This is a genomic window from Streptomyces sp. NPDC001068, assembly GCF_042897315.1.
In the GTDB taxonomy this organism is placed as follows: Bacteria; Actinomycetota; Actinomycetes; order Streptomycetales; family Streptomycetaceae; genus Streptomyces.
Window position 1 is genome coordinate 1 of sequence record NZ_JBIAYD010000017.1, and the last position, 12,876, is coordinate 12,876.

A 12,876-nucleotide genomic window follows, 5' to 3' on the forward strand; every position below is an offset into this window, starting at 1 on the left:
AAACGCTCGACTGGGAAACCCCAGCCGAGCGTCTCGCTAGGCTCCTGGCCACAGCCAGTTGACCACCGTGTTGCAACGACCCCTGGAATTCGCCCACACACCCGGGGGCACGCTCGTGCGCGCTCACTGCACCGCGAAGAAGGCCGCCGTCAGCAGGGCCGCACCGGAACCGCCCAGCACCCACGCCACCCGTCTCAGCCGCAGGCCGCCGGCCACCACCACCGACGCCAGCAGCAGCGCGCCGCCCAGCGGCACCCAGGCGTACAGGACCCCGGCCGGGCCGGACCGGACCACACCGTCGGTGCCGGGCTTCACGATCACGTCGTAGGTCCGCCCCTTGCGCACCGCCACCGACTCGCCGATGACCACCCGGGAGCGCGGGACGGCACCGGACGACACCGGGGTGAACGGACCCGTGCAGGTCTCCGCGGCGCACGCGGTCACCTCGACGGTGCCCCGCTCCTTGCCCTTCGTCAGCATCACGTCCTGCGCCGTGCTCCACGACGCCCACACCCCGCCGACCAGGATCAGCACGGCGACCGCGCCCATCGCCAGGACCCGGCCGAACCGCAGGGCGGTGACCGGGGCGGTACGGGAGGAGGGGACCGACGCAGCAGGCATGGCCGGGATCATTGGCCATACCCCTACGGCCGGTCAACCGCGGTGGGCGACAAGTCAGGAGTTGTACGAGCTTTGCGCCCGCTCGAGACCCTCGGTGACCAGGGCCTCCACCGCGTCCGCGGCCCGGTCCACGAAGTAGTCCAGCTCCTTGCGCTCGGCCGAGGCGAAGTCCTTCAGCACGAAGTCCGCGACCTGCATCCGGCCCGGCGGCCGCCCGATCCCGAACCGCACCCGGTGGTAGTCCGCGCCCATCGCCTTCGTCATCGACTTCAGACCGTTGTGCCCGTTGTCGCCGCCACCCAGCTTCAGCCGCAGCACGCCGTAGTCGATGTCCAGCTCGTCATGGACCGCGACGATGTTCGCCAGCGGCACCTTGTAGAAGTCGCGCAACGCGTTCACCGGACCGCCGGACAGGTTCATGAACGACATCGGCTTCGCCAGGACCACCCGCCGGCTCGCCGGACCCGGCGCCCCGAGCCGCCCCTCCACGACCTGCGCCTGCGCCTTGCCGGCCCGCTTGAACTTCCCCCCGATCCGCCCCGCGAGCAGGTCCGCGACCATGAAACCGACGTTGTGCCGGTTCATCGCGTACTCCGGTCCGGGATTGCCGAGGCCGACGATCAGCCAGGGGGCGTTGGCGGCTGCGGGGGTGGTCACGTCCATGTCTCCTTGATACGCGCCAGCCGCCGCTCCCGACAGGAAGCAGCGGCTGACGAACGATGAAACGAAGGTGAGGATCAGGCCTCGGCGACTTCCTCGGCCGCGCCCTCTTCGCCCTCGGGGGCCTCCTCGGCCTGCGCGGCCAGGACCTGGAGGACGACCGCGTCCTCCTCGACGGCCAGGGTCACGCCGGACGGCAGGGTGATGTCCTTGGCGAGGACGGAGGCACCGGCCTCCAGGCCCTCGACGGAGACGGTGACGGCCTCGGGGATGTGGGTGGCCTCGGCCTCGACCGGAAGCGCGTTCAGCACGTGCTCCAGCAGGTTGCCGCCCGGGGCCAGCTCGCCCTCGGTGTGCACCGGGATCTCGACCGTGACCTTCTCGCCGCGCTTGACCAGCAGCAGGTCGACGTGCTCCAGGTAGCCCTTGATCGGGTTGCGGACCACGGACTTCGGGATCGCCAGCTCGTTGGTCTTGCCGTCGATGTCCAGGGAGATCAGGACGTTCGGGGTACGCAGCGCGAGCAGCAGCTCGTGGCCCGGCAGGGTCAGGTGGATCGGGTCCGAACCGTGGCCGTACAGGACACCGGGGACCTTGTGGTCACGGCGGATGCGGCGGGCGGCGCCCTTGCCGAACTCGGCGCGCGACTCGGCGGCGATCTTCACCTCGGACATGGTGATCACTCCTCGTAGAGGTAGATGGGGACGTGGTTACCCGGCCACCTACGGCCTGCTACGAAGAGCGCGTCGATAACGGACCACCGGCACCCGCATGAAAACAGGTCCGGCCTCCCTCGCCGAGCAACTGGAGCAGTCTACTCGGCGACGGAGGCCGGACCAAAAGGATCTTCAACGACGGCTAGCGCGACCGGTGTGGCCGGTGGTGCGACCGGTGGTGCGCCTGGTGCGCCTGGTGCAGAAACCTCACTGCTCGTCGAAGAGGCTCGTCACCGAACCGTCCTCGAACACCTCACGCACCGCACTCGCGATCGTCGGCGCGATCGACAGCACCGTGATCTTGTCCAGATCCCGGCTCAGCTCACCCGGCGTCGGCAACGTGTTCGTCAGCACGAACTCACTCACCCGCGAGTTCTTCAGACGGTCCGCCGCCGGACCCGACAGCACGCCGTGCGTCGCCGTCACGATCACGTCCTCCGCACCGTGCGCGAACAACGCGTCCGCCGCCGCACAGATCGTGCCACCCGTGTCGATCATGTCGTCGACCAGGACACACACCCGGCCCTTGACCTCGCCCACCACCTCGTGGACCGTCACCTGGTTCGCCACGTCCTTGTCCCGGCGCTTGTGCACGATCGCCAGCGGCGCACCCAGCCGGTCACACCACCGGTCCGCCACCCGCACCCGGCCGGCGTCCGGCGACACCACCGTCAGCTTGTCCCGGTCCACCTTCCCGCCCACATAGTCCGCGAGCAGCGGAAGAGCGAACAGATGGTCCACCGGACCGTCGAAGAAGCCCTGGATCTGATCCGTGTGCAGATCGATCGTCAGGATCCGGTCCGCACCCGCCGTCTTCATCAGATCGGCGATCAGCCGCGCCGAGATCGGTTCGCGACCCCGGTGCTTCTTGTCCTGCCGGGCGTAACCGTAGAACGGCACAATCACCGTGACGGAACGCGCCGACGCCCGCTTCAACGCGTCGATCATGATCAGCTGCTCCATGATCCACTGGTTGATCGGAGCCGTGTGGCTCTGGATCACGAAACAGTCGGCACCGCGAGCCGACTCCTGGTAACGGACGTAGATCTCACCGTTCGCGAAGTCGAAGGCCTTCGTCGGGACGACCCCGACACCCAGCTGCTGGGCGACCTCCTCGGCAAGCTCGGGGTGGGCGCGGCCGGAGAAGAACATCAGCTTCTTCTCGCCGGTCGTCTTGATCCCGGTCACAGCACTGTCTCCTCAGAGGTGTCTCAGCCGTACAGCTGGATGTCCAGCCGCCCCCGGCCCCCGCGCCGGGCGCGGCAGGCCGAACAGCTGGTTAGGTGCGGGTGTGCACTTATCACGGTACGACGTCTTTGGCGCACCTGTTTCCGGTCAGTCCTCGCTCACGCCCTGCCGGGACGCCGCCTCCGCGGCCTGCGCCGCCGGACTCCCGGGACGCTTCCGGGCCACCCAACCCTCGATATTGCGCTGCTGGCCACGGGCCACGGCCAGCGAACCGGGCGGCACGTCCTTCGTGATCACGGACCCGGCGGCGGTGTAAGCACCGTCCCCGATCGTGACAGGCGCCACAAACATGTTGTCCGAACCCGTCTTGCAGTGCGACCCGACGGTCGTGTGGTGCTTGCTCTGACCGTCGTAGTTCACGAACACGCTCGCCGCCCCGATGTTCGAGTACTCGCCGATCGTCGCGTCGCCCACGTAGGAGAGGTGCGGAACCTTCGTCCCCTCCCCGATCCTGGCGTTCTTGGTCTCCACGTAGGTGCCGATCTTGCTCTTGGCCCCCAACCGCGTCCCCGCCCGCAGATAGGCATACGGTCCCACGCTCGCGCCCGCACCGACATGGGCCGAATCGGCCACCGTGTTGTCCACCCGAGCCCCGGCACCGACCCGGGTGTCCCTCAGCCGGCTGTTCGGCCCCACCTCGGCACCCTCACCGAGATGCGTGGCGCCCAGCAGCTGTGTCCCCGGCAGCACGACGGCGTCCTGCTCGAAGGTGACCGCCACATCGACCCACGTCGTCGCCGGGTCCACCACCGTCACGCCGGCCAGCATCGCCCGCTCCAGCAACCGGTCGTTGAGGATCCGGCGGGCCTCCGCCAACTGCACCCGGTTGTTGATCCCCGCGATCTCCCGGTGGTCGCCGGCCACCGACGCACCGACCCGGTGCCCGGCCTCCCGCAGGATCCCCAGCACGTCCGTCAGGTACTCCTCACCCTGACTGTTGTCCGTGCGCACCTTGCCCAACGCGTCCGCGAGCAACTGCCCGTCGAACGCGAACACACCCGAGTTGATCTCCCGGATCGCCCGCTGCGCCTCGGACGCGTCCTTGTGCTCGACGATGGCCGTCACGGCACCGGACGCCTCGTCGCGCACGATACGGCCGTAACCGGTCGCGTCCGGGACCTCCGCGGTCAGCACGGTCACCGCGTTGCCGTCACCGTGATGCGTCGCGGCGAGCCGGGCGAGCGTCGCACCGGTGAGCAGCGGAGTGTCCCCGCAGACCACCACGACCGTCCCGTCGACCGCGCCGCCCAGCTCCTCCAGCGCCATCCGCACCGCGTGCCCGGTGCCGTTCTGCTTCTCCTGCACGGCCGTGCGGGCGGCGGCGTCGACCTCGGCGAGATGCGCGCCGACCTGCTCACGCGCGTGCCCGACGACGACGACCAGGTTCGCCGGGTCCAACTCACGGGAGGCGGCGAGCACATGGCCCACCAGAGAACGGCCGCAGATCTCGTGCAGGACCTTGGGTGTGGCCGACTTCATACGGGTGCCCTCACCCGCTGCGAGAACGACGACGGCTGCCGGGCGAATGGCGCTCACGGAGTTGCCCTTCGGCTTCTTGGATGAGTGGGGGTGACATCCGCAGGATACCGGGGCGTTTCAGGGGGGACATGGGAGCGGGCCCTGACGGTGCTGTCACCAGTCAGGACCCGAACCGGGCATGTGCTCCCGGGGGAGGACTCGAACCCCCATGATCAGAACCAAAATCTGACGTCTTGCCCTTAGACGACCCGGGATTGCCGCTATGTCCGATTTCGTAGATCGGGTGCGGTGGCAGCCCCTACTATGCCGTACCACCAGCCTTCGATGCGACGGTACAACTCGGCGCTTTGCCGAACGGTGAGTACGAGGCATCCGCGGTAGTCGTCGCCGACGTTCTTGCGTACGGTTTTCGGGTTGTGCCGCTTCAGGGTCGTCTTGCCGAAGGCGCCTCGAGCGGCCTCGACCAGGTCCGCCCAGTAGTTCTCGGCGGCCTCGACATCCGCCGACTCGTGGATCATCACTCGGTACCCGACACGCTCTCGCTCGACTCCGAGCAGGTCGAGCCAGGCAAGGAACAGGCGGATCACGTCGGGGTCACTGTTGACGAAGGCGATCCGTTCGCGCCGTGCGTGAGGTTTGTCCTTGGTGCCCTCGGCCCAGTACAGGGCCACTCCCGTCATGAACAGCTCCCGATCGGTCAGTTCGCCGATCTCGCGCCTCGCCGCCGCCTTGGTCTCCTGGCGTTCCGCGTCGCGAACCGCCAGTTCGTGCTCCCAGCGTTTCCGGCCCGCGAGCCTCGCCTGTTCCCCCGGGTCGCGTCGCTCCGGCTTCGGCAGATCCCGTACCCACAGCGAGACCGAACTCTTCGAGCAGCCCAGCTCCGCCTCGATCCGGTCGTACGTCCACCCCTGTAGCCGCAGCTCCCGCGCCCTGGCGCGCAGGTCGTCCTTGGCGTTCGGGCGTTTGGTCCATTCCGGTGGGGGTTCTCCTTTGACCAGCCGGCTGAGGATGTCGTTGTTGAAGATCTTCAGTTCGTCGCGGATCTGCCGGAGGCTGTGGCCGCCGCGCCGCAGTGCCACCGCCCGCTCCCGCAGCCCCTCGAAGTCGGCGTACTTGCCGTGTGAATGTGCCATGGGCATACCGTCCGGGTGGAATGGAAGGTTCCGTGCCGGAACGGGTGTGGTTCACCTGTTCGAGGGATGGCGGTGGGTTTCGGTGTTGTTCGGTTACGGAGGGTGGTGTAGGGCAGTAGACGAAACTCACCGGAAAAGCCCACCCTCGCGCCCGTAGGCTGGACGCATGACCACGACGGGGGCAGACCGCACGACGGCCTTGGCAGGGCCGTGGTGGTGGTCGCGGTGGCGTAGTGCGGTGCTGGACGGTGGTCTGGCACTGGTGTCGGCGCTGGAGTGCGGCGCCGAGGGGATCCCTTTCGCGCGGGACGCGGGCGTTCCGGTGTCGGTCGGGGTCGTGTTCGGTCTGCTGGCCGGTTCGGTGCTGTTGCTGCGCAGGAAGTGGCCGATCGCGGTCGTTCTGGTGTCGATAGCGATCACGCCGGCCCAGATGGGTTTCCTGATGGGCATCGTCGGCCTCTACACCCTCGCCGCCGCCGAGGTGCCGCGGCGGATCATCGTGGCGCTGTCCGGGATGACGTTCCTGGGCACGTTGATCGTCACGTTCGTGCGGGTCCGGCAGAGCATGGCGCGCGGTGACCTGACGATGGGGGACTGGTTCGTCCCGTTCGCGGCGCTGGCGACCTCGCTGGGGCTGACCGCGCCTCCGGTGCTGCTGGGCCTGTACGTGGGTGCGCGGCGGCGGTTGATGGAGAGCCTGCGGGAGCGCGCGGACAGTCTGGAGCGGGAGCTCCAGTTGCTCGCGGAGCGGGCGGAGGAGCGTGCGGAGTGGGCGCGGGGCGAGGAGCGGACCAGGATCGCGCGGGAGATGCATGACGTGGTGGCGCACCGGGTGAGTCTGATGGTGGTGCACGCGGCGGCTCTGCAGGCGGTGGCGCGGAAGGATCCGGAGAAGGCGGTGCGCAACGCGGCGCTGGTGGGTGACATGGGGCGGCAGGCGTTGACGGAGCTGCGGGAGATGCTCGGGGTGCTGCGTTCCGGGGACGGCGGCCGGGGGCGTGCGCCGGTGTCGGTGGCCGCGTCGGTGCCGTTGGCGGCGGTGGGGGTGGCCGCGGCGGCGGCGGCCTCGCGGGTGGCGGAGGAGGAGGGGCCGTATCTGTCGGAGCTGGAGGAGTTGATCGGGCAGTCCGCGGCGGCGGGGATGGTGGTGGACCTGTCGGTGGAGGGGGATGTGCGGTCGTACGCGGTCGCGGTGGAGCAGACGGCGTTCCGGGTGGTGCAGGAGGCGTTGACCAACGTCCACAAGCACGCGGCGGGTGCCAAGACCCATGTGCGGCTCGCGCATCGGGTGGCCGAGATCGCGATGCAGGTGGAGAACGAGCCGCCGCCGGAGCCGGCGTCGGCCGCGTCGGCGGGTCTGCCGTCCGGCGGGAACGGTCTGGTGGGGATGCGGGAGCGGGTGCTGGGGCTTGGCGGGGTGTTCGTCTCGGGGCCGACGGACGCGGGGGGTTTCCGGGTGTCGGCGGTGATCCCGGCGGCCTGAGCCGTGGCCTTCTGCGCGGCAGCAGGTGTGGGCGGCGGCCAGGTGCGGTCGGCGGTCAGGTGTGGGTGGCGGTCAGGCGCGGTCGGCGGTCAGGTGTGGGTGGTGAGGCGGTGGGGTTCGACGCCCGCGATGAGGGTGGTGAGGCCGTGGTCGATGTCGGGGCCCACGTACCAGTCGCCGGTGTGGTCGAGGGTGTAGACGCGGCCTTCGGTGTCGATGGCGAGCAGGGAGTGGGTCTCGGTCTCCTCGCCCAGCGGGCAGATCTCGGTGTCGAGGGCGCGTCCGAGGTCGCCGAGTGTCCGGGCGAGGTGGAGGCCGTGCAGGGGGTCGAGGTGGAGGCCGGCGGGGGCGATCTGGCGGCCGGGTCCGGTGGGGTTGATGCGCAGGCCGCCGAATTCGGCCCAGGCTTCCACGGCGGCGGGGAAGACGGTGTGCCGGTGGCCGGCGGGTGAGGTGTGTTCGCGGAGGGCGTCGGCCCAGACCTCGGCCTGTTTTATGTCCCAGCGTCCGGGCTGCCAGCCGGCGGCGCGCAGGGCTGCGTCGACGGGCACGGAGAAGCGTGTGGTGGAGGTGCGGTCGGGGTGCATCTGCCCTTTGTTCGTGTTCGGTGCGGGTGCGGTGTTCATGGGGGGGGCGGGGTGCCGTCAGTCGTCGGTGGTGGTCGGGTCGACGACGCGGACGCCGAAGTGGGCCGTGAGGGCGGTGCAGGCCCGGCAGGGGGCGGCGAAGCTGCCGTGCAGGGGGTCGCCGTCCTCGCGTATGCGGCGGGCGGTGAGTTTGGCCTGTTTGAGGGCTCTGCGGGCTTCGCCGTTGGTCATGGGTTTGCGGGCGGCGCGTTTGCTGCGGGCGCCGTCGGCGGAGGCGATGTGCCGGGAGACGAGGATGGCCTCGGCGCAGCGGCCGGTGAACCGGTCGCGTTGTCCGCTGGGCAGGGTGTCGAGGAATTCCTGGACCAGGGGGTGCAGTGGGGGCGGCTGGTCGCCGCGGGCGGCGGTGCCGGTGAGGGTGGCGCCGCGTACGGAGAGGGCGGCGGCGACGGTGGGCAGGATGCCGTCGCGGCGGTACAGGAGGGTGGGCGCGGGAGGTGTTTCGGTGCCGGTCCAGCCGATGCGCGGGTCGCCGGTGGTGGCGCTGTGACCTGCGCCGGGCACGCCGGTGTGTGGTCCCGTCTGCGTGGTGTTCATGATCGTCTTCCCCTCCCGGGCATCCCCCGAAAGTCACAGACTGCCAAATCCCGTGGCGTGTGCGGTAGCTGGGGCGGTGCGACACGCCCGGGTTTGGGCAGGCTGTCACGGCGGGGTGACGGCTGGTCACGGAAGCGGAGGCCCGGTGACCGGGGTTCGCGCACCGCATAGGCTGTCGGCACCGCGAATGGGCGCGGTCGACGCGTCTGGGACGTGGAAGATTCAGCCGGTTACGGGCCGGGGCGCGCCGATGGGTGCGGTTCCGGTTCGTACAGAGTGCCGCAGGGGGCAACCGTCATGACGACAGGTCGGCTCGGGATGGGGGCACCGCCCAGCCGCCAGGCCGGGGGGCAGGCCGCGCCGCCGAACGCGGCCTACGCGGGGCAGGTCGTGCATTTCCCGGATCCGGTCCGGGCGGCACGTCATCCCCGGGGGGTGCGTGTCGACGAGCAGGGTTACCCGGACTTCTCGCCCTACGCGCGCGCGGCCGTGGAGATCGCGGACCCGCCGGAGGGCTTCGGGGTCGACGAGTTGCGGCTGACGGACTACGTGTCGGCGAACGCGGTGCTGGCCGGGTCGGGTCATGAACTGTGGGACACGGTGCCCGCGGTGGCGACGCCGCACGGCTGGACGTGGCATCACGTGGCCGGGTCGCGGCGGCTGGAGCTGGTCCCGGTCGAGGTGAAGGCGTTGTTGCGGCACCACGGCGGGGTGGCGACGGCGGGCGTGGACCAGGGCAAGCGGGGCACGCGGCCGTTGCAGGAGACCCGCCCGGCCCATGTCGGGCTGCCCAAGTCGGGTGTGGCGGTGTCGGAGTCGCAGGTGCAGGGTGTCGAGGAGGATCTCGGATACCGGCTGCCGGGCGCGTACCGCTCCTTCCTGAAGGCGGCGGGCGGGTGTGCGCCGGTGGGCACGGCTCTGGACGCCGGCCTCGGTCTGCTGCTGGACCAGCCGTTCTTCACGGTCCGTGACGAGGCCGCGGTCAATGACCTGGTGTACGTCAACAAGTGTCTGCGTGACCATCTGACCAAGGACTACCTGGGCGTGTGTTTCGTGCAGGGCGGTCTGCTGGCGGTGAAGGTGAAGGGCGACCGGCTCGGTTCGGTGTGGTTCTGCGCGTACGACGACGTGCGCGACGTGGATCCGTCGTGGCCGCCGGCCGAGCGGGTGGAGCGGCTGTTGCTGCCGTGCGGTGAGGACTTCGACGTGTTCCTGTCCCGGCTGGCGGGTTCTCCGCCGGAGTTGGAGACGGTGGCGAACCTGATGGTGGACGGCGGCTTCGCCCGCGCCGTCTCTGTTGGCTCGGGGGAGTGAGTTTCGGCATGGTGACGTTCGCGCAGGCGCAGGAGCGCGCCGAGGAGTGGATCAACGGCGACGTGCCGGCGTACCAGCACCGCGAGGTGCGGGTGCGGGAGTTCGGTCTCGGGTTCGTGGTGTGGGGCGAGGACCGTGCGGACGGCCCGCGTTCGGACGCGGGCGGGCAGCGGCTGGTCATCGCCCGGGACACGGGTGACGCGACGCTGTGGCCGGCGTTGCCGGTGGGCGAGGTGATCCGCCGGTACGAGGAGGAGTACGGCCGCGAGGCGGAGGTCGCCGACGCGGTGCCGGCGCCCGCGGCGCGGGTCGATCTGAATCAGACCTCGTTCCTGTTGAGCCCTCCGGAGTGGCTCCAGGAGGCGGCGGACAAGCTGGGGATTCCGGACCGGCGGCCGGGTGCTGACGGGCCGTCGGCCGGGCGGGCGGACGAGCGGACGGCCGCAGGGCCGGCCGGGGGGTCGGCCGGGGGTCCCGCGGTGGGTTCGGGTGTGGGTTCCGGCGCCGGGCCGGGGGCGGGTTCGGCCGGCCTCGCGCAGACGCAGGCGGGGGTGCCGGCGGGGGCCGGTGGATCCGGTGGGCCTTCCTGGCCGGCGGCCGGGGCGGGGGCGCCGGACACCCCCGACGTGCCTGCCGGTGCGACTCCCTGGGCGGGTACCGACACGAACGCCGACCCGGGTGCGGACCGTTCCGTCCCGCTGCCGGCGACGGTGTTCGCGCCGCCGCTGAGCGGTTCCGACAACGGTGCGCTGGGAGACGCCGAGACGGCGCTGATGGCGGGTGGCAGTCAACTGCCGCGCACGGCGGTGTCCCCGGCTGTCGACGACACGGGCGCGCCGGGTGCGCGGGGCGGTGCCCAGGGGGCGCCCGCGGGCGCCGGTGCGCCGCGGGGCGGCACCCGCGGGCAGTCTTCGCCGGGCGCCCCGACGTACGGCTACCCGCAGGCCCCGGCGGCGCCGGGCGCTCCCACGCCTGGCGCCCCTGCCCCGGGTACGCCTGTGCCGGGTGCCCATGCTCCGGGCGCTCCCGCGCCTGGCGGCCAGGCTCCGGGCGCGCCGGCTCCGGGTGCGCATGCTCCGGGTATGCCTGTTCCGGGTGCTCCTGCGCCTGGCGCCCACGCTCCGGGTGCTTCTGCCCCCGGTGTCCCCGCCGCCCCGCCCGCGCCCTCTTACGGTTACCCGCAGAGCCCGGCCGCGCCGGGTCACGGCTATCCGCAGGGGCCGGACGGTGCGCAGGGCGCGTCCCGGCCGCCGGTGGGTCCGCCGGCCGCGGGTCGCCCGCCGGCGCCGAACGCCAGTGACATCGCGGATGCGGCGACGAGCAGGGCGGCGCCTCCGCCGCGCAAGGCCCGCGGCGCGGCCGCCGCGCCTCCGCCGCCGCCGGGCGCCCCGGGAGCGCCCGGCGGGCGCCCCGGGGGCACGCCTCCGCCGCCCCCGCCGGTGGGCGGTTACGTGCCGACGCAGATGGTGTCGGCGCTGGGCCCGGAGGGGCCCGGAGGTCCGGCGCGGCCGCAAGTCGCCCCCAACCCGCAGACTCCGCCGGGTGGCACGCCCTCCGGCGATGTCCACCGCTCGGAGACGATGCTGGCCGGCCCGGGCGTCCCGGGCATGCCGAACCCGCCCGGCGCTCCCGCCGCCCCGGGTGCCCCCGGTGTGCCGCCCGCGCCCGGTGCGCAGCCGCCGCCGTTCGCCCCCGGCGCGCCGTTCGCCGGTGGGGCGCAGCCGCCGGGTGCTCCCGGTGCGCCTTCCGCGCCGGGTGCGCAGGGGGCTGTGCACCACGCGGAGACCGTGCTGGCCGCGCCCCCGGTGGGCGCCCCTGGCGCACCGCTGCCCCCGCCCGCCCCCGCCGGACCCGCGGCGCCGGGTGTCCCCGGGGTGCCGGCGGGTGCCCCGCAGATGCCGCCGCCGGTGCCGGCCGGCGCGATGCCGCCGCCCGGGCAGTCCGTGCCGGGTCAGCAGCCGCCCGCCTACGGCTACCCGCAGCAGGGTCAGCCGACCGTGGGCCCCGGCTACCAGGCGGTGCTGCGCTACCGCGCGCAGGACGGCTCGGAGCAGCAGTTGATCCGGCGTTCGGCGCCGGGTACCCCGCACCCGGAGTGGCAGATCTACCACGAGCTGCGGGCCATGAACGTGCCGCCGGACCAGGTGCTGGAGCTGCACACGGAGTTGGAGTCGTGCGAGCTGCCCGGTGCGTACTGCGCCCGGATGATCCGGGAGCAGTGGCCGCAGGCGCGGCTCGCGAGCATCGCGCCGTACGGCACGGACCATGCGAGCCGGCAGCAGGGGATGCGGGAGTTGCTGGCGCACCAGGGCGAGTTGCATCAGGTGGCGGCGGGTCCCGCGCGGCCCGCGCCGGTGCGGGCGCCGTTGCCGCCGGTGCAGGCGGCGCCGCCGGTCCCGCCGGAGGCGATCGCGCAGGAGCTCGGGGCGGCGTTCGGGCCCGGCGTGTTCCGGTTCGAGCCCGCGGCGGTGGAGCGGCAGGGGGTGCCGCCGGTCGTGGCGCACACGCTGGTGGCGGCCGGGCTGCCGTTGGACATGGGGCCGTTCTTCTGGGCGCAGGCCCAGCCGGGCCGTCCGGTGCCGACGCTGGCCGAGCTGGCGCAGGAGCGCGGGGTGCAGCCGGCGGCGGACGCGGGGTCGTACCTGGTGATGGGGACCGACTTCGGCAAGGCGGTCTGTGTGCAGTACGGCACCGCGAACATCGTGGCCGTGCCGGTGGAGGCGGGCCCGGGCGGGGCGGCCGTGCCGCCGCAGTTCGTCAACACCGGCCTGCCGGAGTTCGCGCGCTGCCTGGCGTTGCTGGGCCGGATGTGGCGGCTCAGGTTCGGTCTGAACCAGGAGCAGGCGGGCCGTTGGACCGTCGACTTCCAGGCTCAGTTGGCCTCCCTCGACCCGGCGGCGCTGGGTTCGCCGGAGAGCTGGTGGTCGGTGCTGCTGGAGCAGATGTGGGACGGTCTGCTGTAGTGCGGCGGTAGGAGCCGCGGGAGGTGGCGGTGGGGGCCGGTCCGGTCGGGTGAACCGGACCGGCCCCCACGCGTG

Annotated in this window: 11 protein-coding genes and 1 tRNA gene; 3 read left to right on the forward strand and 9 right to left on the reverse strand. The window is 72.0% G+C overall.

Annotation, left to right across the window (positions count from 1 at the left end; all coding sequences use genetic code 11):
• Window positions 1–123 precede the first annotated feature (123 nt).
• From ACFY3I_RS37450 to ACFY3I_RS37480, 7 genes are all read right to left on the reverse strand, one after another.
• Window positions 124–633: a hypothetical protein gene (locus tag ACFY3I_RS37450; RefSeq protein ID WP_390865447.1), complete on the reverse strand. Its 510-nt coding sequence runs from the start codon at window positions 631–633 to the stop codon at window positions 124–126.
• Window positions 634–675: 42 nt separating this feature from the next.
• Entirely contained in the window at window positions 676–1,284 is a 609-nt protein-coding gene (gene pth, locus ACFY3I_RS37455; protein WP_365284560.1) for an aminoacyl-tRNA hydrolase, read from the reverse strand.
• Window positions 1,285–1,358: 74 nt separating this feature from the next.
• Window positions 1,359–1,955, reverse strand: a complete 597-nt coding sequence (locus ACFY3I_RS37460; protein ID WP_365284558.1) for a 50S ribosomal protein L25/general stress protein Ctc — start codon at window positions 1,953–1,955, stop codon at window positions 1,359–1,361.
• Window positions 1,956–2,204: 249 nt separating this feature from the next.
• Window positions 2,205–3,185 carry a ribose-phosphate diphosphokinase gene (locus ACFY3I_RS37465; RefSeq protein WP_365284556.1) on the reverse strand — a complete coding sequence of 327 codons (981 nt, stop codon included), beginning with the start codon at window positions 3,183–3,185 and terminating at the stop codon, window positions 2,205–2,207.
• 147 nt (window positions 3,186–3,332) lie between these two features.
• Entirely contained in the window at window positions 3,333–4,781 is a 1,449-nt protein-coding gene (glmU, locus tag ACFY3I_RS37470; RefSeq protein WP_390865448.1) for a bifunctional UDP-N-acetylglucosamine diphosphorylase/glucosamine-1-phosphate N-acetyltransferase GlmU, read from the reverse strand.
• A gap of 126 nt (window positions 4,782–4,907) precedes the next feature.
• Window positions 4,908–4,978: transfer RNA gene (locus ACFY3I_RS37475), tRNA-Gln, on the reverse strand.
• A gap of 6 nt (window positions 4,979–4,984) precedes the next feature.
• Window positions 4,985–5,857, reverse strand: coding sequence for a hypothetical protein (locus tag ACFY3I_RS37480; protein WP_390865449.1), 873 nt, complete (start codon window positions 5,855–5,857; stop codon window positions 4,985–4,987).
• 166 nt (window positions 5,858–6,023) lie between these two features.
• On the opposite strand from ACFY3I_RS37480, the gene ACFY3I_RS37485 reads away from it, so the two are divergent.
• Complete coding sequence (locus ACFY3I_RS37485) at window positions 6,024–7,340, forward strand: sensor histidine kinase (protein ID WP_390865451.1); 1,317 nt, start codon at window positions 6,024–6,026, stop codon at window positions 7,338–7,340.
• An 89-nt stretch (window positions 7,341–7,429) separates the two neighbouring features.
• On the opposite strand, the gene ACFY3I_RS37490 is transcribed toward ACFY3I_RS37485, so the two are convergent.
• Together ACFY3I_RS37490 and ACFY3I_RS37495 are read right to left on the reverse strand one after the other, a co-directional pair.
• Window positions 7,430–7,927 (reverse strand): SUKH-3 domain-containing protein, encoded by a 498-nt coding sequence (locus ACFY3I_RS37490; RefSeq protein WP_390865452.1) that lies wholly within the window; start codon window positions 7,925–7,927, stop codon window positions 7,430–7,432.
• 57 nt (window positions 7,928–7,984) lie between these two features.
• Window positions 7,985–8,524 (reverse strand): YwqJ-related putative deaminase, encoded by a 540-nt coding sequence (locus tag ACFY3I_RS37495; protein WP_390865453.1) that lies wholly within the window; start codon window positions 8,522–8,524, stop codon window positions 7,985–7,987.
• 297 nt (window positions 8,525–8,821) lie between these two features.
• Here ACFY3I_RS37495 and ACFY3I_RS37500 point away from each other — a divergent pair, with 297 nt between their 5' ends.
• Window positions 8,822–9,838 (forward strand): SMI1/KNR4 family protein, encoded by a 1,017-nt coding sequence (locus ACFY3I_RS37500; RefSeq protein ID WP_365284546.1) that lies wholly within the window; start codon window positions 8,822–8,824, stop codon window positions 9,836–9,838.
• 8 nt (window positions 9,839–9,846) lie between these two features.
• Window positions 9,847–12,801: an SUKH-4 family immunity protein gene (locus ACFY3I_RS37505; RefSeq protein WP_390865454.1), complete on the forward strand. Its 2,955-nt coding sequence runs from the start codon at window positions 9,847–9,849 to the stop codon at window positions 12,799–12,801.
• The last annotated feature ends 75 nt before the right edge of the window (window positions 12,802–12,876 follow it).

Coding starts and splice junctions, on each gene's coding strand:
- ACFY3I_RS37450 (WP_390865447.1), bottom strand. CDS start 633: ATGATCCCGGCCATGCCTGCTGCGTCGGTCCCCTCCTCCCGTACCGCC.
- pth (WP_365284560.1), bottom strand. CDS start 1,284: ATGGACGTGACCACCCCCGCAGCCGCCAACGCCCCCTGGCTGATCGTC.
- ACFY3I_RS37460 (WP_365284558.1), bottom strand. CDS start 1,955: ATGTCCGAGGTGAAGATCGCCGCCGAGTCGCGCGCCGAGTTCGGCAAG.
- ACFY3I_RS37480 (WP_390865449.1), bottom strand. CDS start 5,857: ATGGCACATTCACACGGCAAGTACGCCGACTTCGAGGGGCTGCGGGAG.
- ACFY3I_RS37485 (WP_390865451.1), top strand. CDS start 6,024: ATGACCACGACGGGGGCAGACCGCACGACGGCCTTGGCAGGGCCGTGG.
- ACFY3I_RS37490 (WP_390865452.1), bottom strand. CDS start 7,927: ATGCACCCCGACCGCACCTCCACCACACGCTTCTCCGTGCCCGTCGAC.
- ACFY3I_RS37495 (WP_390865453.1), bottom strand. CDS start 8,524: ATGAACACCACGCAGACGGGACCACACACCGGCGTGCCCGGCGCAGGT.
- ACFY3I_RS37500 (WP_365284546.1), top strand. CDS start 8,822: ATGACGACAGGTCGGCTCGGGATGGGGGCACCGCCCAGCCGCCAGGCC.
- ACFY3I_RS37505 (WP_390865454.1), top strand. CDS start 9,847: ATGGTGACGTTCGCGCAGGCGCAGGAGCGCGCCGAGGAGTGGATCAAC.